Origin of the sequence: Paenibacillus sp. SAFN-117 (genome assembly GCF_051966115.1) — a bacterium.
GTDB classification, from domain to species: Bacteria; Bacillota; Bacilli; order Paenibacillales; family NBRC-103111; genus Paenibacillus_L; species Paenibacillus_L residui.
The window spans coordinates 1-21,644 of the sequence record NZ_JBQCLK010000004.1; the positions used below are offsets into that span (position 1 = coordinate 1).

Genomic DNA, 21,644 nt, shown 5'->3' on the forward strand with positions numbered 1-21,644 from the left:
GTCGTTGCTTCCTTGGACAAAGGAGCTGTACCTCAGCAGGTCAAAATCAAAACCGTTCGTCCGGAAGATATGGAGGATGGCAGAATCTATCGGTCTGCGGGCGAGCACTTCATCAAGGAGCATGTCAGCCCGGATGCACTCGATGTGGATATCGAGACGAGACGCTACCATTATCAACGCGTTCCTTCCCTGCGGAATTATTTGCGAAAAGCGAGAGCGTGGACCAATCGAGTATTTAACGGGATCGGACCGAAATATTTACAGCATTACCTAGATGAATTCTGTTTTCGTCTGAATTTACAATTGCAGAAAGTCCCAATTTTTGATCATCTCGCCCGTGCTTGTTTAAGGACATCGATGGAAAGGCCATAAACATCGAAAAGAGAGTATCCTATCCCCCATAACTCGGTTTGATCACAGGGGTGGGATTGGTTTATGTGCATTCAGAGTTTTATGTGTGATCAGGTTTTTATGTGCGCTCAGAGCTTTTATGTGTAGTCAGGGGTTGATGTGCATTCAGAGCTTTTATGTGTGGTCAGGGGGATATAGTTAGTTTTCATAAGTATGTAAATTTATTCTTTTATTAATGTTGCACATTTGATCTTGGGATATTTCTGACGAAATGCCAAAGTTGCAATGGTTGGGTTAGTTTGGTTAGTTTGGTTAGTTTGGTTAGTTGGGTTAGTTTGGTTAGTTTGGTTAGTTTGGTTAGTTGGGTTAGTTTGGTTAGTTGGGTTAGTTGGGTTAGTTTGGTTAGTTGGGTTAGTTTGGTTAGTTGGGTTAGTTTGGTTAGTTTGGTTAGTTGGGGTCGTTGGGGTCGTTGGGTTGGTTGATGGTTACTATCTAACAGAACGTCGCGCCGTATATTTTCTTCTGAGCGAAAGGGATAACAGTCAAAGGGGCTAAGAATAGAGATATTGTCTTAGAAATATCGGCAAAACCACAGGATATGGCCGGGCAAAAGATCGCGCGGATTATTTATATGGAACATCGCAGGTTCATTGTCCAGGGAAAATAGTTCTTTTAACAGTTTAAATAAATAACCAGGGTTTCATTAGGAACAAAATACGTTTAGGCATCGGAGTAGGTAAACCAATCCTGAGTTATTGGGATAACAGCCAAAGAAGGGGTTCTCTTATAAGTCGATCTATGATTTTTCAAGCCCCACCTAGAGTTAAATTCTCTGATAAAAAGGACCCCGTTCCCACTCAGAGTGGGATTTGAGGTCCTTTTTGCCTTCATTTTTGGGATTTTCCCGTTTTATGCGAACATTTTTGGCTCTTCGCTATACTACATGGGAAAAACTACGTTTGAGAGGCATAATAGAGCGATTTGACATGGAGCCTCTGCGGGCATGAGTACTCGCGAAAGCCGCGAAGGGTAAGGAATTCGCGTTGCTAACCAGCTTATCATGCCCGCCTCTCCATATAAAATCGCTGTCTATTTACCCCACCCAGAGTAGCGAGGAAGCTTTTTTGGGACAGCCCCTTCGATTTGAATATATTTATATTTTTACCGCACGTTCTCTATCAGCAACTGCGCTTGGGCTGCAGCTATCCGAGCTAACGGAACACGATACGGTGAGCAACTGATATAATCCAGGCCGGCGGCATGGAAAAACATAATTGAAGAGCGATCACCGGCGTGCTCCCCACAAGCTCCTGTTTTTAATAGGGGGTTTGCCGTTTTGCCTTTTGCCAGTGCCCATTCGATCAGTTGCCCGACACCTTCCCGATCAAGAACTTGAAACGGATTATGCGGAAGCAGCTTTTGCTCAAGATAATGGTTTAAAAACTTTCCTTCGGCATCATCACGACTATATCCAAACGTCATTTGAGTTAAATCGTTTGTCCCAAAGGAGAAAAAGTCTGCATGCTCGGCGATCTGGTCAGCAGTTAATGCAGCGCGAGGAACCTCGATCATCGTTCCGACTTTATAATGTATGGCGTTCTGTTCCCTGCCAAGGACCCGTTCCGCCACAAGGTCCACTACCTGACGCATATGCCTTATTTCCTGGGGATGGCCAACAAGTGGGATCATAATTTCGGGAGCGACTTTAATCCCTTCCGACAAACATGCTGCCGAGGCACGGAATATCGCTTCAACCTGCATCTCGTAAATTTCCGGGAACACGATTCCGAGGCGACAGCCGCGCTGACCCAGCATCGGGTTTGTTTCATGAAGCGAACGTACTTTGCGGATCAACTGCTCTAATTCAACCAGATTCGCTTGATCGGCATGTTCTAATGCCCTGTAATATTGCTGCTGCAGTTCTTCCAAATTAGGAAGAAATTCATGCATCGGCGGATCGAGTAGACGGATGGTTACAGGCTTACCGCCCATCGCGCGAAAGAGACCCGCGAAGTCCTCCTCCTGCATTGGCAGCAATTGGGCAAGCCACTTCATCCGTTCTTCCCTGCTCTCTGCCAGAATCATTCTGCGGACAACCGGAAGGCGGTCTGCCCCGAAGAACATATGCTCAGTCCGGCACAGCCCGATGCCTTCTGCACCAAACATTCCGGCTTTGCGGGCATCGTCCGGATTATCCGCATTCGCCATTATACGAAGCTTGCGCACCTCGTCCGCCCAATGTAAAATCTGTTCAAGCTCGGAGGAAAGCTTCGCTTCCTTCACCTGAATAGCCCCTGCAATGACCTGTCCGGTCGCCCCGTCGATCGAAATCCAATCTCCTTCAAGAATCAGACGCTGACCCGCTCTGAACGCCCGGTCCTCAACGCTCAACTCTTCGCAGCCGCATACGCATGGTTTCCCCATGCCGCGGGCCACGACCGCCGCATGGCTGGTCATTCCTCCACGGCTCGTCAACACTCCTTCGGCCGCAATCACCCCGTGAATATCCTCCGGGGTCGTCTCCGTGCGGACAAGGATGACGGACTTGCCTTCCTTCTTCCACTGCTCGGCGGTGTCTGGATCAAAGACAACTTGCCCACACGCGGCGCCTGGAGAAGCAGGAAGGCCTGTAGCAATCACATCTAATTCAGCGGAAGAATCGAAAGACCGATGGAGTAGTTGGTTAAGATGGGTTTCGTCAATTCGCAGCAATGCTTCTTCTTTAGTGATGATCTTTTCCTCAACCATTTGTACCGCAATTCTCATAGCGGCTTGCGGCGTTCTTTTGCCTCCCCTGGTCTGCAATATGTAAAGCCTCTGCTTGTCCACCGTAAATTCGATATCCTGCATATCTTTGTAATGTCGCTCCAATTTATCGGCCAGCTCTGTAAGCTGACGATATAAATCAGGCATTTGTTGTTCCATACGGCGTATAGGAAGCGGGGTTCGGATTCCGGCAACTACATCCTCTCCTTGTGCATTGGTTAAATATTCGCCAAAAAGCATTTTATCCCCTGTAGCCGGGTTTCGGGTGAACACGACTCCGGTTCCGCAATCATCCCCCTTATTCCCAAAAACCATCGATTGGATACTAACCGCAGTCCCTACTTCATCCGGTATCCGATGGGCTTTACGGTAAATAATCGCTCTGGAGTTGTTCCACGACCTGAACACCGCTTCAATCGCTTTCTCAAGCTGTTCCATGACGTTCTGCGGGAACGCCCCCGAAGTTTCTTGTTGAATGAGGGTTTTGTAATTTTCGATTAATCTTCGCCAGCCTTCTGCCGTTACTTCTCCTTCCTCGGTACAGCCCATCTCTCTTTTCATGAAATCCAACCGTTCTTCGAAATGAACTAAAGGTATTCCAAGCACAACATTTCCGTACATTTGGATAAGGCGGCGATAACAATCGTATGCGAAACGTTCATCCCCCGTAGACTCGGCCAAGCCTCTCACCGTATCATCGTTAAGCCCGAGATTCAAAATCGTATCCATCATTCCAGGCATCGAGTCGACCGAACCTGAACGGACGGATACCAGGAGCGGATTCTCAAGATCGCCAAATCGTTGGCCGGTTTCGGTTTCCACAGCTTGGAGTGCAGAAACGACCTGCTCCATCAAGTCTGCCGGAAGAGCACCCCCCCCCAAATAAAAAGCACGACATGCCTCCGTAGTTATGGTAAATCCGGGAGGCACCGGAAGACCGATGCCTGTCATCTCCGCCAAATTAGCTCCTTTGCCGCCAAGCAGTTCCTTCATTGTCTTGCTGCCTTCCTGAAAACGATAGACCCATTTATTGTTATTCATCCGCTTCGACTCCTCCAACCCGATTGCAATTTCCTTCATTGCATTCCGTGTAGAACATTCGGACACCCTCTGTAGGCACCGTTCCTATAATTCTGCCGCAGCTTCGACATAAAATAGTACCGAGTTCCAAAGGAAATACGCCAGCCGTCTTTTCCGTTAAACCCATATTATGTTCCACACACATTCCCCTTCCCAGCATTTTGTCGCTCTAAACCTATTTGTCAGATAGAGCTTAATTATGAGTACTATAATTTAATATATGACGTCATATTTGTAGTATTATAATACATTAATCATTTATATGACGCAATATATAAATTTAATCATTTTTTATTACGTTTTTTTGTGTAAATTCATCTATTCTTGTCCGCCAGCCTTCATGAATGCTCTCAATTAAAATCGGAGCCCCGACATAACTGGGCCTGAGTCAAAAGCATTCGATTCTTTTTTCCCCGTGATTTCACTTTTAACGCCAAAAGACCGATATTAGTTATGAAATCCAAAACGAGGAGGGTTTACATGGATATAGCAGCCCTATCTATAGTACTCAGCCAGGCATCATTGTCTCAATCCGTCGGGATTCGTCTGCTGAGCATGTCCAAAGATCAGGCCGAGCAGCAGGGCCAAACGATCTCACAGATGATGGAAACCACAAGCATCCATCCGGATTTGGGCCATAAATTGGACATTCGTATTTAATCAACGGCTGCCCGGCACTTAAAAATCTTCGGGTTATCCAATCGCTCTTTGGAGCAGCGAAGTCGCTTCTTTTTATGAAAGGAGCGATTTTTTTATTGATTTTTATTCTTCTTTGTATATCTCGCGTGCAAACCAAATGGGCAAAAAACAAAAAACCGGATAGATGGAAGCCTCTCATAGGCTCCCTCCACCCGGAATAAAATGTTTTTTTTCGTAATCACCGTTGCATAGAAGATCACAATTCTTTTGCCATTCAAATTGAACAATGCTTTATTTCTATACTCCGTATCTTTAATTTCGATTTTTCCCCGCATGCTCCCCAAATCAATTTCCCATTATTACGACAACAAGGTAATGACCAGCAATTCGTAAAGGACTAACGGAAGGATGACATTATTATATGCGTAAGCGTTGTAATACGGATTCCAGAATGACCGCTGCATGGAAGGATATTGGGGGACGCTTAAATAAAGATGTCCGTTGTCCATATGGACAATTGTCCCTTCATAAACATGCCCGTCGATCATTTCGACACGAACCGGTCTTTGCATGCATTGCCCACAGATCATCCGAACCTTGCTGCGGATGGATTTGATCGTTTCCACGCGTTCCGCATCCGCCTGGTAAACAGTTTGCCGGCTATCCACATTCATCATTTACAGCCTCCGATCTTTGTCACTTTCCCTTGCATTCTATGCCAATGCCTAGAGAAAGGTTCGAATCATATAGAAAAAACGAAGGCTTGTCTTTTTTCCCCATCCGAGAACATACGTGACAAACAACGGAGGGTCCGACGGGGGGTGCAACCCGAACATCGCCATGACCACTCCCCTACCTTCCAGCCCGCATGAATTACGGGTTGCCGGGACGATCCGTTAGGTTGTATCGTAGAGGGTAGATATTAGGATTATATACGCAAGGAGGGACCGTATTGACTCCCGAATTATTCCCATCCCCCTATCCCCGGATCTTCCCGCTTGGCGAATCCGCCGTTCTCGTGGAGCTGGGGGACCGCATTGACCCGGATATCCATCATCAGGTCCTGTCTTTGGCGGCGGAGCTGGAAGCCCGGTCTTTTCCCGGCTTGATTGAGGTCGTCCCGGCTTTCAACACGCTCGCGGTTTATTATGACCCGTATACTGTGTCCTGTCCTGAGCAAGCGGTTCAATCCGCGGGTCAAAACGTCCTTTCACCGTATTTGGCGGTATGCGAATGGGTCCGGGAAGCGGCTGCCCGAACGGAGAGCCATGAAGCTGAACCTCTGGTTCACCGCAGGGTAGTGACCATTCCCGTCTGCTACGGGGAAGAGTACGGCCCCGATCTCGAATACGTTGCGATTCTGAACGGGCTCACTCCCGAGGATGTAATCGCTATTCACTCCGGCAGAGATTACCGTGTCTATATGATCGGCTTTGCTCCCGGGTTCCCTTACTTGGGCGGAATGTCGGAGCGAATTGCGGCTCCCCGTTTGTCTGCCCCTCGATCTGCGATCCCGGCGGGCTCGGTAGGCATCGCCGGCACTCAAACGGGGATATATCCGCTCCCCACTCCGGGCGGCTGGCGGCTGATCGGCCGTTCTCCGCTTGTCCTGTTTAACCCGGAGGAATCCCCGCCCACGCGGCTTCAAGCCGGGGATACGGTCCGCTTTCAGCCGATTACGGCCTCAGAATACAAACAATGGGAGAGACGTCGATCATGAGCTTGCACGTTCTGCAACCCGGACTTTTCACGACCGTCCAGGACAAAGGCCGGGCCGGCTTCCAGAAATACGGCGTTCCGGTCGGCGGCGCCATGGACGCCTTCGCCTTGCGGACGGCCAACGCGCTGGTCGGCAACGCGGAGGACGCTGCCGCCCTGGAAATGACGTTGACGGGCCCGGCCCTCCGGTTCGACACCGATGCGCTCATCGCCATCTGCGGAGGGGACTTGTCCCCCTCCATCGACGGCGATGCCGTGCCGGCCTGGCGGCCCGTCTACGTCAAACGCGGCGGCACGCTCCGCTTCGGCGGCTGCCGGAGCGGCTGCCGCGCGTACCTCGCCGTGGCGGGCGGCATCGCGGCTTCCCGCGTGCTTGGCGGCCGCGGCCTGTACCTGCGCGCCGGCATCGGCGGACTGCACGGCCGGTCCCTGCAGCGCGGCGATACGCTGCCGCTCGGCTCCGCCGGGGACCGCGCACGGAGGCTGGCCGCCCGCCTCGCCGCCGCTTGCGGCAGGCGGCCCTTCGCCGCTACCGGCTGGTTCATCCGCCGGGAGGCGCTGCCGCCCTACCGCGAGGACCCCGTCCTGCGGTACGTCCCCGGGCGGGAATATGACGCCTTCAGCGCCGACAGCCGAACCCGGTTCGGCTGCTCGCGCTTCCTCGTCACCTCCCGCTCCGACCGGATGGGCTACCGCTTGGACGGGCCGCTGCTGGCACTTAGCGTGCCGGCGGAAAGCATCTCGGAGCCGGTGACGGCGGGCACCGTGCAAGTTCCCCCGGACGGCCGCCCGATCATTCTGATGGCCGACAGGCAGACCACCGGCGGCTATCCGAAGCTGGCTCAGATTGCCGAGGTCGACCTTCCGGTGTTGGCGCAGGCGAAGCCGGGGGACACACTCGCCTTCCGGCAAATCTCCCGCGCGGAGGCCGAGACGCTCCTGCTGCAGAGGGAAGCGGAATGGCGGAAGCTCGCGCTGTCCATTGAATTGAAGCAAAATGAAGGAGAGGTTCATTCTTGTATACTATCGACTTGAACTGCGATTTGGGCGAAGGCTTCGGAGCCTACCGGATCGGCAATGACGAAGCCCTCATTCCGCTGGCCACCTCCGTGAACATCGCCTGCGGCTTTCATGCCGGAGATCCGTCCACGATGCGCAAGACCGTCCGTCTGGCGCTGGAGGCAGGGACGGCCATCGGGGCCCATCCGGGGCTTCCGGACCGGGCCGGCTTCGGACGCCGGCGGATGGAGATCACGCCCCAGGAAGCTTACGACCTGACCGTGTACCAGGTCGGGGCCCTGCAGGCCTTCGTGCATGCGGAGGGCGGTACCATGCAGCATGTCAAGCCACATGGCGCCCTCTATAACATGGCGGCCCAGAGCGCTCCGCTTGCGGAAGCCGTGGCGGAGGCCGTGCGGCGGGTAGATCCGTCCCTGCTGTTGTTCGGCTTGTCCGGATCGGAATTGATCCGCGCCGGCCGCAAGCTTGGGCTTGCGACCGTCAGCGAAGCTTTCGCCGACCGGACCTATCAGGCGGACGGAACGCTGACTCCGCGCTCCCACCCGCACGCCCTCCTCACCGACCCGCAGCAAGCGGCGGACCAGGCTGTCCGGATGACCATCGAGGGGAAGGTCCGCTCGTTGGACGGGCAGGAGGTCAGCCTGGAGGTCCAGACCGTCTGCATTCACGGAGACGGCGAAGAAGCGTTGGCCTCCTCCCGCCTCATCCGCGAAGCGCTGCTGGCCGCGGGAATTGCCATTCGCGCACCACAGCGGCAGCAGGAAGGCGGTTTATAAGCTTAAGGCTATCCCGCACCTTCTTTGCCCAACAGAATCGAATCACTGTTTACACCCTTTCCATACTTTCAGGGACAGGAGGAGATCAAGCATGAAATCCGTACTGCTTACAGGCTTCCAGCCTTTCGGCGGCGAAACGGTCAACCCGTCACTGGAGGCCGTCAAACGGCTGCAGGGAGCAGCGGTCGAAGGAGCCAGGCTGGAGGCTCTGGAAATGCCGACCGTCTTTGGCAAATGCCTGAACGTGCTCGAGAAGGCCATCGATGCCCTTCAGCCTGATATTGTCATTGCCGTAGGTCAAGCCGGCGGGCGCAGCGGAATTACCGTCGAACGGATAGCGATCAACATCGATGACGCGCCGATTCCGGACAATGAAGGCAACCGTCCGATAGATACCCCGATTATTGCTGGAGGTCCGGCGGCCTATTGGTCCACTTTGCCCGTCAAAACCATCGTAAGCCGCCTGCGGCAAGCAGGCATCCCGGCCTCCGTTTCCCAAACGGCAGGCACTTTCGTATGCAACCATTTGTTCTATGGGCTGTCTCACCTGCTGGCGACCCGTTATCCGGGCACTCGCGGCGGCTTTATCCATATCCCTTACCTCCCGAAACAGGCTGCGGCATTCCCGGACAGGCCGAGCATGAGTCTGGAAGTTATCGTGCGGGCATTGGAAATAGCCGTTCAGACCAGCATCGCCTGCGGGCAGGAGGTAATCCCTGTCGAAGGCGGACAGCTTCATTAATCCTAAGGACGAGTATGGTGTGATAAGAGCGATTCGTCCCGCGTTTCAGGAGAGCGGCTTGATGGAACTCCGTCCCAACTGGATAATGCGGGCCCGGGTGTTGTAGAATAGAAAGGAAATTCACTTGAATCCAGTTTAGTTGAAAAGAGGCATAACGAATGTACGTTGCAGATCGATGGGAACAATTTGAATTAATCGATACCGGAGACGGGGAGAAGCTGGAACGCTGGGGAGGCTATGTCCTGAGACGCCCCGACCCGCAGATCATTTGGCCGGCGGAGGACAGCAACAGCGGGCTTTGGAAAGAGGCTAGCGCCCGTTATTACCGCAGCTCGAGCGGTGGCGGTGAATGGAAGGAACGGGTCAAGCTCCCGGAGCGCTGGAGCATTTCCTACGGCCGCTTGAAGTTTTATATCAAGCCCACCGGCTTTAAGCATACCGGCCTGTTTCCGGAACAAGCCGCCAACTGGGATTGGATGATGGACAAGATCCGGCAAGCCGGAAGGCCGATCAAAGTGCTGAATTTGTTCGCCTATACCGGTGGCGCCACCCTGGCTTGCGCTTCGGCCGGCGCGGAGGTCGTACATGTCGATGCGGCCAAAGGAATGGTTCAGTGGGCGAAGGAGAACGCCGCCTTGTCCAACCTTGCGGACCGTCCTATCCGTTACATAACCGATGATGTCTTCAAGTTTGTCCAGCGCGAGCACCGCCGCGGCAACCGTTACGACGCCATCATCATGGACCCTCCCTCTTACGGCAGGGGACCGAACGGGGAGATGTGGAAGCTGGAGAAGGACCTGTATCCGTTCGTGGAATCGTGTACCGGCATTCTGTCCGACCGGCCGCTGTTCTTCCTGATCAATTCGTATACGACAGGAATTTCCGCTTCGGTGCTTGCCAATATACTAACGCTCGCCTTGCAGAGAAAGCACGGGGGGACGATTGCTACCGGAGAAATCGGATTGCCGATTACGGCAAGCGGGCTGGTGCTGCCCTGTGGAATATTGGGGCGATGGGAATTATGACGATGACGAAGGCCGGTCTTCCTCCTATGGAGGTTCCTGTCCTGTATGAGGACAATCACATCCTGGTGGTGGTGAAGCCGGTGAATATGCCGTCTCAACAGGACGAATCGAACGATCCGGACCTGCTGTCCGTTCTTAAGGAAGATTTGAAAGTCCGCTATCAAAAGCCAGGGAATGTCTATCTCGGTCTGGTCCACCGTCTGGACCGTCCCGTAGGCGGAGTCATGGTGTTCGCCAAAACCTCCAAGGCAGCTTCCCGCTTGGCCGATGCCGTCCGTACCCGGAAGCTGGACAAGACCTATCTGGCCGTTGTCCACGGAACCCCCAAGCCGACTGCGGGCCGGCTCGTTCATTACCTGCTTAAGGATAGCAGCACGAACACCGTCTCCTCCGTACCCAAAGCCAAAGCCGGGGCCAAGGAAGCCATTCTTGACTACAAGGTTATAGGCCCTTCCGAGCTGCTGAGTCTCGTCGAGATTCATCTGCTCACGGGACGCTCCCACCAGATTCGGGTACAAATGTCGACGGAAGGCCACCCTTTATATGGCGATCAGCGTTACGGGCACGGCCGGAACCGGCCCGGACAGCAAATTGCCCTGTGGTCCTCCAGTCTTTCCTTCGAACATCCGGTCAAGCGGGAGTGGATGACGTTCTCCTGCAGCCCACCGACGGTTTACCCATGGACCGAGTGGAGGGAGGAGCTGGAGCTGAAGTAGGCTCAGGAAGCGTTGGCGACCTTGCCCAGCAAGTAGACCAGCAGCTGCTGATTATGGGCGGAGATCCGGTCCAGATGCGATTGCAGGAACTGCTCCCGGATTTGCACTCCCCTCGCGCATTCCTCTCTTCCCCTGTCCGTTGTCTTCACCCAGACGATTCGGCGGTCATGATCATCCCGTTCGCGGACGATCAGGCCGCCCTTTTCCATTCTGTCCAGCAATGTCGTTATAGCAGCCGGAGTCGTCTCCAGATAGGCAATGAAGTCCGAGGGCTTCATTCTCTCGTGAGCCTCCAGCAGTTCCAGTACATTCAATTGTCCTTCGGTCAACGTTGGGGCCAAGCCGGTTTCCATATGATTCTTAAGATCTTTGGAAAGTTTAAACCACAGTCTGGCGAAATCGTTCGTATACATGCGATTCTTCCCTCCGGTTTCCTTGGTTTGTCCTCATTATAGCACTGACCGAATGTCGATTTAAAGTTTAATCCGCTTAATACTTTATGACATTAATCGATGTGAAAATGTACCTTTTGACGCTCTTCAACATACACATAAAATAGGCAGATGACCCGAGGATCAGATTTTGTAGAATCGCACCCTGGATTTGAAGGATTAGAAAGGGGGAGTCGACATGGATAGTCAAATAAAGCGGGAAATCATCATTCGCGCATTGAAGGAAGGAATAATCAACGACCCAAGCTGGCAGGAACGGTTCGATGAACCGATGCCGGCTTGGGCCATTTTGGAAATTGCACTGAATCTGCTTGACAAAATCGATCCGCCATCCATCGGATATGATTAATCCGTCGGCCGATCAACCCTTGATGTCCGGAAAGGCCTGCATTCAGCGATAAATTGCCGCGATAGGCGTTTTAAGTCGTTTTAAGTACCGGACAGACCGCCTAGCGAAGCCCTAACCTTTATTTCGGAGTCTCCTCGATCGTCGCTTTTTTCCCGATGTACTCCAGCTTATTGGCTTTGGAGGCCGGAACAAGCAGCTTGCCCGTTGACTTGCGCTCCTCAATAGGAGCTTTCTCCGTTGAGAAACTGTGTCGCCCGCCGTCATCGAGAATAACGGTTAGTTCGTATTCTTCTTTAACCGCGAAGGCTCCCACGATTACGGAGCCGTTGGAACGGACCCGTTTGCCGTCCTTGAATTCGAAGGTGAATACCCCGCGGCCGCCGCGGCCCTGCAACGGATAATCCAATAGGAGGGAACGCTTGCCGTACCCCAGATCGGTTACGACCAGCACTTCTCCTTCTTCCCCTTTGACCCATTCGGCGGCAACGACTTCATCGTCATCCTTCAGTTGAATGCCCCGGACGCCCCCAGCGGCCCGGCCCATGCTGTTGATTTCATCCTCCATGAAGCGGATGCTCATTCCATTCTTCGTAACCAGAAGTAAATCCTTGCGGTTATCCGATAATTGGACTGCAATGATCTCATCCTGCTCGGAAACCTTGCAGGCGATAATCGCATTGGATCGGTTCGTGAAATATTCCTTCAGTGCCGTTCGTTTAACCTGGCCTTTACGGGTGACGAAGACGACGGACAGCTCCGGATCTTCGAAATCTTTGACCGGAATGACCGAAACGATGCGGTCCTCCTTGGCGATCGGTATCACGTTGACAATCGCCGTCCCGTTCTCCTTCCATTTGTACTCGGGGACCTGATGGACGGGGAGCAGGTAATACTGGCCCTTCGAGGTAAAAATGAGCAAGTTGTCTATCGTATTCACATCGAGCAGGAAGCGGAGGAAATCCCCTTCCTTAAGTCCTATGCTGTCCACATCGCCGCCGGACCGGGTAAAGGATAGCTTGCTGGTCCGTTTCACGTAGCCTTCATTGGACAACGCCACGAAGACATCCTCTGCCGGGACCATGACCTCCAGGTTGACCTTGATCTCTTCCATTTCGCCCTGGATTTCGGAGCGTCTGTCGATACCGTAGCGATCGCGGATTTCCGTCAGCTCATCCTTGATAACCTTAAAGAGCTTCCGTTCGCTGGACAGAATCGATTGTAAATAGTCGATCGTCTTGCGGACTTCCTTCAGTTCTTTTTCCAGGGACGTAATTTCGAGATTAGTCAGCCTGTACAGCTGCAACGTGAGTATCGCATCCGCTTGTCTTTCCGTAAAGCCGTACTGCTCGACTAAATTATTCTGGGCATCCTGGCGGTTTTTGGAAGCTTTAATCGTCGCAATGACATCATCCAGAATATTCAGGGCTTTGACCAGCCCTTCGACTACGTGAGCGCGGTCCTCCGCCTTCTCCAGATCATATTGCGTCCGGTAGGTGACGACTTCCTTCTGGTGAGCGATATAGGCAGTAAGCATCTGCTTCAAGCCAAGCTGCTGTGGTGTCTTGTTGACAATCGCCACCATGTTGAAGTTATAGGTCACCTGGAGATCGGTGCGCTTTAACAAGTACGCCAGAATTCCTTGGGCGTCCGCGTCTTTCCGCAGCTCGACAACGATGCGAAGCCCGTTGCGCCCGCTTTCGTCCCGTACCTCCGCAATCCCTTCCACCTTTTTCTCCAGCCGGATGTTTTCCATGGCCGTGACCAGGCGGGCTTTCACGACCTGATACGGAATTTCCGTAATGACGATCTGCTGCTTGCCGCCCCGCAAATCCTCAATCTCCGTCTTGGCGCGCAGGTGAATACGCCCTTTGCCCGTTCGATAGGCTTCGCGAATGCCGTCTTCCCCCATAATGATTCCGCCGGTCGGGAAATCCGGTCCCTTCACGATTTCCATCAACTGTTCCAGGGTCAGGTCCGGATCATCCATGACCGCCATACATGCGTCGATCACCTCGCGTAAATTGTGAGGCGGAATTTCCGTGGCAAAACCGGAGGAGATCCCGCTCACCCCATTGACCAGCAGATTGGGGAAGCGCGAAGGCAGAACGACCGGCTCCTTGGCCGTATTATCGAAGTTATCCTTGAACACTACCGTCCGCTTCTCGATATCGCGCAGCATTTCCATGGCGATGGACGATAACCGGGCTTCCGTATAACGCATCGCCGCCGGAGGATCATCGTCCTGGGACCCCCAGTTGCCGTGGCCGTCAATCAGCGCATGCCCCATTTTCCAGGATTGGGCCATACGGACCATTCCGTCGTAAATGGAAGCATCTCCGTGCGGATGGTAGTTCCCCATGACATCCCCTACCGTCTTGGCCGATTTGCGGTAGGGCTTGTCCGGCGTGTTCCCGGCTTCATACATGGAATACAGGATGCGCCTCTGTACCGGCTTCAGTCCGTCACGAACGTCCGGAATCGCCCGGTCTTGAATGATGTATTTGGAATAGCGGCCGAACCGGTCTCCCATGACATCTTCTAAAAAGGCAGGTAAAAATTTTTCCAGCGTACTCATGGCGTCTGTCCCCTCTATTCTTCAAATTCCGTAAAGTCCACATTTTCAATAATCCAGCGCTTCCGGGGATCGACCTTATCGCCCATCAAAGTGGACACTCTGCGTTCCGCCTTGGCCGCATCCTCAATCATGACCTGGAACAAGGTCCGGCTTTCCGGATTCATCGTCGTCTCCCACAGCTGCTCGGGATTCATCTCTCCGAGCCCTTTATAACGCTGAATTTCTACGTTCTTGCCCATTTCCTTCATCGCTTGCTGCAGCTCTTCATCGCTGAACACATAGCGTTCCTCCGATTTCTTGCCGGCCTTCTTGGTCAGCTTGTACAGTGGAGGCTGAGCGATATATACCCGTCCGGAATCAATAAGCGGCTTCATGTAACGGTAGAAGAAAGTCAGCAGCAGCACCTGAATGTGAGCTCCATCCGTATCGGCGTCGGTCATAATAATGATTTTGCCGTAATTGCTTTCTTCCTGGTCGAACTCGCTGCCGACTCCCGCCCCGATGGCTGCAATGATCGCTTTATACTCATCATTCTTCAAAATATCCAGAAGCTTGGCCTTCTCCGGATTCATAGGCTTTCCTTTGAGCGGGAGGATCGCCTGATGCTTCGAATCCCTTCCTTGCTTGGCCGAGCCTCCGGCCGAATCCCCCTCCACGATGAACAGCTCGTTGTTCGCATAGTCCTTGGACTGGGCAGGGGTGAGCTTTCCGTTCAGATTCGAGCTTTCGCTCCTCCCTTTCTTGCCTGAGCGGACTTCTTCCCGGGCTTTACGAGCCGCTTCCCGGGCCTTCGCCGATTGCACCGCCTTCTTGAGCATCATCTGGGCAACCTGCGGATTTTCCTCCAGGAAAATCGCCATTTTATCGGATACGACCGCATCCACCGCGCTTCTCGCCGATGAGCTGCCCAACTGATCTTTCGTCTGTCCGACAAATTCGACGTCGCTCATTTTGATGTTGATGACGGCCATCAGTCCTTCGCGCAAATCCGCGCCGTCCAGATTTTTGTCCTTTTCCTTCAAAATCCCCGTCTTGCGGGCGTATTCATTCATCACGCGGGTGTAAGCCGTCTTAAACCCGGTTTCATGCGTTCCGCCGCCTCGGGTCGGAATGGAGTTAACGAAAGAGGCTAACGTTTCCGTATAGCCGTCATTATATTGCAGCGCAACCTCCACTTCGATCTCATCCTTCTCCGCGGCGAAATGAATGACATCGTGCAGAACCGACTTCCCTTCATTCAAAAATTGAACGAATTGGCTGGCTCCGCCATCGTATTCGAAGTGATCGACCTTCTCCGACCGCTCGTCCTTGATCGTCACCTTCAGCCCGGAATTCAGGAACGCGATTTCCTGCAGCCGCTCCGCAAGTGTGTCGTAGCTGACGCTGATTCCGTTGGCAAACACCCTTCTGTCAGGGAGAAAAGAGACCTTCGTCCCTGTCCGGTTGGTGTTTCCGATGACCTCCAGACCGGTCACCGCTTCCCCGACGTGCTCTTTGCCGTCGGCGTCCACCCAATACTCGAATCGCTGCTTGTGGATTTTACCGTCGCGGTAAATTTCTACCTCCAGCCATTCGGACAGGGCATTCGTGACCGATGCCCCGACCCCGTGCAATCCCCCGGATTTTTTGTAACCGGCTCCGCCGAATTTACCTCCGGCATGGAGCATGGTGAAGACCACCTGCGGCGTAGGGATGCCGGACTTGTGTATTCCGGTCGGAATCCCCCGGCCATTATCCCGGACGGTAATCGATTGATCTTTATGAATAACGATTTCGATCTCCGAACAGAATTTGGCCAGGTGCTCGTCCACCGAATTATCGACAATTTCCCATACGAGATGGTGCAATCCGGACGTTCCGGTGCTCCCTATGTACATTCCCGGCCGCTTGCGTACAGCCGTCAATCCTTCCAGTATCTGTATATCATCCGCCCCGTACTCCGCTGTACGAGGCGCATTGTCTTGCGTGAATAAATCCAACTGCTCGGCCATTCATGTGCCTCCTAATCAAAGTAAGCTATGACATCTAGAATATGGCATCGATTGTATCCATACTAGTTCATTATATCCTTCCGAGTAAAAACAGTAAAAGCGATAATGAGTGCCGCCAACCCCCAAACCGCAAGAGTCGCCAGGGAGAAGGTCAATGTCATTCCCGGCACAGGTGGAATAGAGCCCGTTAAATAATTGATCGTCTCCAAGTTTACCATAAACAAATATTTAGCGCTCTCCCAGGTGGAGACCATATTGGTCAGTATTGTTCCGGCGATGAGCGTCGCGAGCATTATTCCCATACTGGCTGCGGTACTGCGGACCAGAACGGATACCATTAGCGACAGTGTAGCGACGATCACGCCGGAGAACCAGGCGAGGCCGATTTCCATTAGAATGAACTGCCATTGCGGAATCGCATGGACGTTAGCCGTGCTCAATTCGTCCCCGATCAGCTGATATCCGATCAGCACCGGCATATTCCATCCCGAATAGCCGAAGACGGCACCCGAGATGAGATAAGACAAAATAGCGGTAGACAGGAGGATCAGCCCGACAAACAAAATGAGGGTGACCCATTTGCTCATCAAAATTTTCCATCTTTGCACCGGCCTTGTCAACAAAAGCTTGATCGTTCCCGTCGAATGCTCCGAGGAAATGATATCGGAAGCCATGACCGCAATCAAGAGCGGAATGAACAAACTGACCGAATTCTGGACAAAATCCCTCATGAAGGTTACCCCGCTAGGCCACTGCGGGTTGACGTTCTGCTCAAGCGCATACTGCAGTCTCTGCACCTCGACCCGCAGAATCTTCTTCCATTCCTCAGCCACCCGGTTGCTGTTCAATCGGTTGGTATAGTCAATGATTTGCTGCTGGGTCGTTACCCGCCAGTCTTCCGTCCCGAACTGCTTGCGGTAGTTTTCGGCCACCTTCATCTGGGCATAGGTAAACATCGGGATCAGAATAGCGAGAATTAGAACAACGACAAGGAAACGGCGCTTCTTTAACATTTTGATCATTTCGTTCTGCACGAGCGGATATAAACTAACCAATTCGTTCACCCTCCGTCAGCCGCAAGAATAAATCTTCCAACGTCGGAATTTTATGAACGATGGCCAACACCCCAATGCCTGATCCGACCAGTTTCGCATTTATAGCAGGCACCTCTTCCTCCGTAAGAACCGTTGCAATTTCGCCGGCTCCGGCTCCCGCTTCCGTTCCTCGCCCCTCTTCTTCGTGCCCAAGCAAGCGAGACCATTCGTTGACGATCTCAATCCCGCTTTGACTAAAGAACCGGACGGCCTCCTCGTACCGGTTCACTTTCCAGACGACGATATTATCAGTTTGACTGATCAGCTCGTCCACTTCCCCCACCGCAATAACCGAGCCTTGGGTAATGATCGCTACCCGGTCGCACATCAATTGAATTTCGCTCAGTAAATGGCTGGACACGAATACGCTCAACCCGGTTGAGGCGAGCTTGCGAATAAATTCCCTCATCTCTTTAATCCCCTGCGGGTCGAGCCCATTAGTAGGTTCATCCAATATAAGCAGCTTGGGGCGACCCAACAGTGCCTGGGCAATTCCGAGCCGCTGCCTCATTCCGAGCGAATAAGTTTTAACTTTATCATGAATCCTTTTATCCATTCCGACGATCTCCACGACCTCGGCGATCCGTTCGGCAGATACCCCAGGCAGCATCCGGGCAAAATGCTCCAGATTTTCCCACCCGGTCAAATAACCGTATAACTCGGGGTTTTCCACGATACAGCCAATGTTCCTCAACGCCTCTGTCGGTTTATCGCGTAAGGAAATGCCGCAGACAGAGATTGTCCCCTCCGTCGGCTTGATCAAATGAACGAGCATCCGGATCGTCGTCGTTTTGCCTGAACCGTTCGGGCCTAGGAAACCAAACACTTCCCCTGCCTTAATATCAAAGGAAACTCCTTTAATGATCCATTTTCCCCGGATTTTTTTCTTTAAATTCCGCACATTCAGAACCTGTTCGCCAGCTGGCATTCCTTATCCCCCCTTGGCCCGTTATTCAAGCACCTGCATGACCCGCTCCGCCATGCGCTCATAGCCGTCTTCGTTCGGATGAAAGTGATCATTGGCCAAATACTTGGTCAAATAGGTTTCGAACAAATCATAGGTAGGAACAACGGTTAAATTGTGGAGCTTGGTGGAAAGCGACGTCGCATGATGGTTCCATTCGTGAAGCAGGAGAGAGCCTTGTCCAACCGAATCGAAATCCAGAAAAGGGTGGTATAATCCGACATAGATAATTCTAGCCTTCGGATTCAACTCGGCTATCCGGTTTAATATCCGTTCCAGACGCTCCAATGCATCCGGCATCTGTTGTGCCACGCTGTCAAAGTCGATCTCCAAGGAATCGGAATTGGTGGCGGCTGCCGAACCAAAGCCAAATTGAAACAGGTCGTTACCGCCGATCGTGACGAAGACTAGATTGGCCTTCTGGATCGACTGCGGAATCTCGCCGTTGTCATTGTAGATATAATCAAGCAATTGACTCGTCCGAAGACCTCCAACGGCATAATTCCACACATATACATCTTTTCCTGTTGCGCTTTCCAGCCGCTTCTTCACTTTTCCAACATAGCCTTCGCCCGTAATATCTCCCTGCCCCTTGGTCAGGGAATCGCCCAGCGCCACGATTTGAATCTTGTCCGAGGATAATAACGGATTGGCTTCTACCGGCTTCTCCCGTGAGATTGCGGGCTCGCCGGCCGACGGGTACCAAATGGATTTAACCGCATATACAAACCCGAACAGAAACAACAGCGTGGAAAGGACAGCCACCAAACCGGTCGTTCTCCACAGAAGCCGCGATGAATTCATTGCCTACGCTCTCCCCCTGACCTCTCTATTTCATTGGCTGCTCTAAAAAAGTTAATTTCCCTTATTAGAGTAAAGGTTCCTCTCACATTTTGCAACTTGCCGCCCAAGATGCAGCAAGTTCTCTTCAAGTATTCTCCCGTCCTGTATTAACACGTGATACAAATAACGACCCTCCCGAACAATCAGGAAGGTCGCCGCACGATCTATTTAATTTGCTTGTTCTGCCAGCTTATTCAAATTGGCGAGGCTCAGTCGGAGGCTATCCATTGGGTCCCCCGGGCACACGTCTTGTTCAACCGCGTACCACTCCACCCCGTTATTCTCTCCCCACTGCAAAATAGGGGCAAAATCTATGACGCCTGTCCCCACCTCAGCAAACGTCCCGGACTCGTCCTTCGACATGTCCTTCAGATGCAATATCGGCATACGGTTGGCATAGGGTTGGATGAATTGCACCGGATCTTGACCGCCTTTCTTCACCCAATAGACGTCAATCTCCGCCAGAACCCGGTTGTCGGAAGAGGGCTCCAGCAAATACTCCAGGGCTGACTTTCCGTCGACAGTCGTTTCAAATTCAAATGCATGATTATGATAGTTCACCCGGAATCCTTCCGCTTCAACCTTGGACGCAATTTCGTTCAGCTCGCGGCGAACCGACCGGTAACCTTCCTCGTTCTTCAATTCGCCCGGCAGTGAAGGGCATACGACGTCTCTGGTGCCTAAAATCCGGGCTTCATTCAGCACTTCGTCGAGCTCATTTTTCAGCCGGTCCAGGGACACATGCATACCTGCGGTTCCCAAGCCGGTTTCCTTCAGCACGGCGGCTATTTCTTCGGCAGTATAACCGTGCAGTCCCGAAATTTGGACCCCCGCCCAGCCCATTTCCTTCAATTGCCTGAGTACTCCCGGGAAATCTTCCTTTACTTGCTCCCTCAAAGTATATAGTTGCGCTGCAAACTTGTGCTTCATGTTAAAATTCCTCCCCAGCCTGGAATAGCTTTCCCTATGTATTTAACCATTCATAGATGCGGCAATTCACGGTGTTGCTTGGAATACAGCCCCTCTCGCCACCCTTTAATCTTACCATAGGATAAGGATCTATTGAAGCGGACTGCTACAATGTTTGAAGATGACCTTCATCATTTTCTTCGCATTTCCTTTGACGGCATCCGACATCGACATCAACTTCTTTTCACTGCTTCCGCTAACTCTATTCTTTTCGCTACGCTGCGATTGCCGGCTTCTACTGCATTTTTTGTGCTTTTCGTGCCAGTGACCTCTTCCTTTCATCGTCTTTCTTCATTTCCTTTGGGAACTGCTCTCACTAACTAACTTCTTTCTCCTCGCTCCTTCCAACTGCTCACCTCCTAATTCCTTTTTCGTACCACTGACTTTCTTTTTTGAAGCAACCCCCACTTACTTCCTTCTTTCACACTCTCCGACCGCCGCCCTCTTAATTCCTTTCTCGTACTACTGACTTTTTAGTTCATCGTCTTTCTTCATTTCCTTTAATTCGAATCCATATCGTCTTTCCGCTCCTTTGGTTTGTTATCCCTTTTACTCAGAAATTAAGCAATTATCTAGAATAAGAACTCCCAAAGTATCTTTCAACGATATACCACCATAAGAACCTATAGAGAGCCGACTGTTCATTGGCGGTAAAACCTTAAGCTCCATAGGTATCGCCTAACAAGCTGTACTACGGATCTTTGCGTTCGCGAAGACATAACAACGAAGACTAAGGAAGCAGTGTCTCATTCTCCTGACTCTTGGGGATAACGATCAAAAGGCCAGGGAATGGATGCAATTTTCCTGACTTAAGGGGATAACAGTCAAAAGACGGGACATAGATGCTATGTTTCATTCTCCTGACTCACGGGATAACGGTCAAAAGACGGGACATAGATGCTAGGTTTCATTCCCTGACTCACGGGGATAACAGTCAAAAGACGGGACATTGATGCTATGTTTCATTCTCCTGATTTAGGGGGATAGCAGTCAAAAGACGGGACATTGATGCTATGTTTCATTCTCCTGATTTAGGGGGATAGCAGTCAAAGAGACTCGGGATGGGAGCATAGTTCCAGTCACCTGACTTTAGGGGATATCAGTGGTGGAGTGTTTAGAAAATCTTTTGAAACGAATTATGGAAGATAAGCGTCTTCGACGGCTATCCTTCTTTCGTCCTCCTGTTCAATATACTTCACTTGGATAATTTTCCCTTTCTGAAATTGCGGGATAAGGATTAGAGGAATAAAGGTTTTTACCGCGGCATGAAAAACTTCACCGTTATCCTTGGTAACGGTAAGATCCAATATAACCTCCGGCTGATCGTCAAGCTTGGACTGGGTTTGTCGAATGAAATTGACTATCGCTTCTGCAGATTTTCCATTGTCCATGATCTGCTTGGTCAGTCGCATCTTATCCTTATGGGAGCGATGCGCCAAGACGACTTTCGTTACTGTGAACGTTGTAGTAAAAAGGGAAATCACAACAAGAATGGAAATGACAAATAGTGATGTATTCATAGAATACCGCCGCCTTTTATTGAGAATCACAATTAATACCATTCTGTTCAACC

At 51.9% G+C, this 21,644-nt stretch carries 19 protein-coding genes and 1 pseudogene; 9 read left to right on the plus strand and 11 right to left on the minus strand.

The features are described from left to right. Nucleotides 1-372 (plus strand): annotated as a pseudogene (locus ACTHRH_RS03800) (hypothetical protein); the annotation flags it as partial. 1,140 nt (nucleotides 373-1,512) lie between these two features. Here the strand turns inward: ACTHRH_RS03800 and ppdK are convergent. Both ppdK and ACTHRH_RS03810 read right to left on the minus strand, forming a co-directional pair. Further along, a complete protein-coding gene (gene ppdK / locus ACTHRH_RS03805; protein ID WP_440414216.1) occupies nucleotides 1,513-4,158 on the minus strand; it encodes a pyruvate, phosphate dikinase in 2,646 nt (881 codons plus the stop codon). After that, the gene (locus ACTHRH_RS03810; protein WP_379289482.1) at nucleotides 4,151-4,357 is read right to left on the minus strand and encodes a GapA-binding peptide SR1P; all 207 of its coding nucleotides are present in this window, start codon (nucleotides 4,355-4,357) and stop codon (nucleotides 4,151-4,153) included. Before ACTHRH_RS03810 ends, ppdK begins: the two co-directional genes overlap by 8 nt. Nucleotides 4,358-4,677: 320 nt before the next feature. Here ACTHRH_RS03810 and ACTHRH_RS03815 point away from each other — a divergent pair, with 320 nt between their 5' ends. Beyond that, a complete protein-coding gene (locus tag ACTHRH_RS03815) occupies nucleotides 4,678-4,857 on the plus strand; it encodes a YjfB family protein (protein ID WP_379289484.1) in 180 nt (59 codons plus the stop codon). Between the two features lie 338 nt (nucleotides 4,858-5,195). Here ACTHRH_RS03815 and ACTHRH_RS03820 read toward each other — a convergent pair whose 3' ends face one another. Continuing rightward, entirely contained in the window at nucleotides 5,196-5,513 is a 318-nt protein-coding gene (locus tag ACTHRH_RS03820; protein ID WP_440414218.1) for a hypothetical protein, read from the minus strand. A 275-nt stretch (nucleotides 5,514-5,788) separates the two neighbouring features. On the opposite strand from ACTHRH_RS03820, the gene pxpB reads away from it, so the two are divergent. From pxpB to ACTHRH_RS03850, 6 genes are all read left to right on the plus strand, one after another. Continuing rightward, on the plus strand, nucleotides 5,789-6,556 hold the full coding sequence (gene pxpB, locus ACTHRH_RS03825; RefSeq protein ID WP_440414220.1) for a 5-oxoprolinase subunit PxpB: 768 nt from the start codon (nucleotides 5,789-5,791) through the stop codon (nucleotides 6,554-6,556). After that, nucleotides 6,553-7,590: a biotin-dependent carboxyltransferase family protein gene (locus tag ACTHRH_RS03830; RefSeq protein WP_440414222.1), complete on the plus strand. Its 1,038-nt coding sequence runs from the start codon at nucleotides 6,553-6,555 to the stop codon at nucleotides 7,588-7,590. The genes pxpB and ACTHRH_RS03830 overlap by 4 nt, the downstream gene beginning before the upstream one ends. Continuing rightward, nucleotides 7,572-8,351, plus strand: a complete 780-nt coding sequence (locus ACTHRH_RS03835; RefSeq protein ID WP_440414224.1) for a LamB/YcsF family protein — start codon at nucleotides 7,572-7,574, stop codon at nucleotides 8,349-8,351. The genes ACTHRH_RS03830 and ACTHRH_RS03835 overlap by 19 nt, the downstream gene beginning before the upstream one ends. Nucleotides 8,352-8,442: 91 nt before the next feature. Beyond that, on the plus strand, nucleotides 8,443-9,093 hold the full coding sequence (gene pcp / locus ACTHRH_RS03840) for a pyroglutamyl-peptidase I (RefSeq protein WP_144940829.1): 651 nt from the start codon (nucleotides 8,443-8,445) through the stop codon (nucleotides 9,091-9,093). 158 nt (nucleotides 9,094-9,251) lie between these two features. After that, nucleotides 9,252-10,118, plus strand: coding sequence for a class I SAM-dependent methyltransferase (locus tag ACTHRH_RS03845; protein WP_144940832.1), 867 nt, complete (start codon nucleotides 9,252-9,254; stop codon nucleotides 10,116-10,118). Continuing rightward, on the plus strand, nucleotides 10,115-10,834 hold the full coding sequence (locus ACTHRH_RS03850; RefSeq protein WP_379285652.1) for an RluA family pseudouridine synthase: 720 nt from the start codon (nucleotides 10,115-10,117) through the stop codon (nucleotides 10,832-10,834). Before ACTHRH_RS03845 ends, ACTHRH_RS03850 begins: the two co-directional genes overlap by 4 nt. A gap of 2 nt (nucleotides 10,835-10,836) precedes the next feature. On the opposite strand, the gene ACTHRH_RS03855 is transcribed toward ACTHRH_RS03850, so the two are convergent. Beyond that, complete coding sequence (locus ACTHRH_RS03855) at nucleotides 10,837-11,247, minus strand: MarR family winged helix-turn-helix transcriptional regulator (protein WP_144940835.1); 411 nt, start codon at nucleotides 11,245-11,247, stop codon at nucleotides 10,837-10,839. Between the two features lie 217 nt (nucleotides 11,248-11,464). Between ACTHRH_RS03855 and ACTHRH_RS03860 the strand changes: the two genes are divergently transcribed. Further along, nucleotides 11,465-11,635, plus strand: coding sequence for a hypothetical protein (locus ACTHRH_RS03860; RefSeq protein ID WP_186328478.1), 171 nt, complete (start codon nucleotides 11,465-11,467; stop codon nucleotides 11,633-11,635). A gap of 118 nt (nucleotides 11,636-11,753) precedes the next feature. Here ACTHRH_RS03860 and gyrA read toward each other — a convergent pair whose 3' ends face one another. The 7 genes from gyrA to ACTHRH_RS03895 form a co-directional block, all read right to left on the minus strand. Then, complete coding sequence (gyrA, locus tag ACTHRH_RS03865; RefSeq protein ID WP_379285649.1) at nucleotides 11,754-14,210, minus strand: DNA gyrase subunit A; 2,457 nt, start codon at nucleotides 14,208-14,210, stop codon at nucleotides 11,754-11,756. 14 nt (nucleotides 14,211-14,224) lie between these two features. After that, nucleotides 14,225-16,201: a DNA topoisomerase IV subunit B gene (parE, locus tag ACTHRH_RS03870; RefSeq protein ID WP_379285647.1), complete on the minus strand. Its 1,977-nt coding sequence runs from the start codon at nucleotides 16,199-16,201 to the stop codon at nucleotides 14,225-14,227. Nucleotides 16,202-16,263: 62 nt separating this feature from the next. After that, entirely contained in the window at nucleotides 16,264-17,256 is a 993-nt protein-coding gene (locus ACTHRH_RS03875) for an ABC transporter permease (protein WP_379285645.1), read from the minus strand. Then, a complete protein-coding gene (locus tag ACTHRH_RS03880; RefSeq protein WP_144940847.1) occupies nucleotides 17,249-18,223 on the minus strand; it encodes an ABC transporter ATP-binding protein in 975 nt (324 codons plus the stop codon). Before ACTHRH_RS03880 ends, ACTHRH_RS03875 begins: the two co-directional genes overlap by 8 nt. Before the next feature lie 21 nt (nucleotides 18,224-18,244). Then, nucleotides 18,245-19,063, minus strand: a complete 819-nt coding sequence (locus ACTHRH_RS03885) for a GDSL-type esterase/lipase family protein (protein ID WP_144940850.1) — start codon at nucleotides 19,061-19,063, stop codon at nucleotides 18,245-18,247. Between the two features lie 207 nt (nucleotides 19,064-19,270). Next, a complete protein-coding gene (locus ACTHRH_RS03890; protein WP_144940853.1) occupies nucleotides 19,271-20,032 on the minus strand; it encodes a sugar phosphate isomerase/epimerase family protein in 762 nt (253 codons plus the stop codon). A gap of 1,175 nt (nucleotides 20,033-21,207) precedes the next feature. Continuing rightward, nucleotides 21,208-21,591, minus strand: a complete 384-nt coding sequence (locus tag ACTHRH_RS03895) for a hypothetical protein (RefSeq protein WP_379285641.1) — start codon at nucleotides 21,589-21,591, stop codon at nucleotides 21,208-21,210. Nucleotides 21,592-21,644: the final 53 nt, after the last annotated feature.

Coding starts and splice junctions, on each gene's coding strand:
- ppdK (WP_440414216.1), bottom strand. CDS start 4,158: ATGAATAACAATAAATGGGTCTATCGTTTTCAGGAAGGCAGCAAGACA.
- ACTHRH_RS03810 (WP_379289482.1), bottom strand. CDS start 4,357: ATGCTGGGAAGGGGAATGTGTGTGGAACATAATATGGGTTTAACGGAA.
- ACTHRH_RS03815 (WP_379289484.1), top strand. CDS start 4,678: ATGGATATAGCAGCCCTATCTATAGTACTCAGCCAGGCATCATTGTCT.
- ACTHRH_RS03820 (WP_440414218.1), bottom strand. CDS start 5,513: ATGATGAATGTGGATAGCCGGCAAACTGTTTACCAGGCGGATGCGGAA.
- ACTHRH_RS03830 (WP_440414222.1), top strand. CDS start 6,553: ATGAGCTTGCACGTTCTGCAACCCGGACTTTTCACGACCGTCCAGGAC.
- pcp (WP_144940829.1), top strand. CDS start 8,443: ATGAAATCCGTACTGCTTACAGGCTTCCAGCCTTTCGGCGGCGAAACG.
- ACTHRH_RS03845 (WP_144940832.1), top strand. CDS start 9,252: ATGTACGTTGCAGATCGATGGGAACAATTTGAATTAATCGATACCGGA.
- ACTHRH_RS03850 (WP_379285652.1), top strand. CDS start 10,115: ATGACGATGACGAAGGCCGGTCTTCCTCCTATGGAGGTTCCTGTCCTG.
- ACTHRH_RS03855 (WP_144940835.1), bottom strand. CDS start 11,247: ATGTATACGAACGATTTCGCCAGACTGTGGTTTAAACTTTCCAAAGAT.
- ACTHRH_RS03860 (WP_186328478.1), top strand. CDS start 11,465: ATGGATAGTCAAATAAAGCGGGAAATCATCATTCGCGCATTGAAGGAA.
- gyrA (WP_379285649.1), bottom strand. CDS start 14,210: ATGAGTACGCTGGAAAAATTTTTACCTGCCTTTTTAGAAGATGTCATG.
- parE (WP_379285647.1), bottom strand. CDS start 16,201: ATGGCCGAGCAGTTGGATTTATTCACGCAAGACAATGCGCCTCGTACA.
- ACTHRH_RS03880 (WP_144940847.1), bottom strand. CDS start 18,223: ATGCCAGCTGGCGAACAGGTTCTGAATGTGCGGAATTTAAAGAAAAAA.
- ACTHRH_RS03885 (WP_144940850.1), bottom strand. CDS start 19,063: ATGAATTCATCGCGGCTTCTGTGGAGAACGACCGGTTTGGTGGCTGTC.
- ACTHRH_RS03890 (WP_144940853.1), bottom strand. CDS start 20,032: ATGAAGCACAAGTTTGCAGCGCAACTATATACTTTGAGGGAGCAAGTA.
- ACTHRH_RS03895 (WP_379285641.1), bottom strand. CDS start 21,591: ATGAATACATCACTATTTGTCATTTCCATTCTTGTTGTGATTTCCCTT.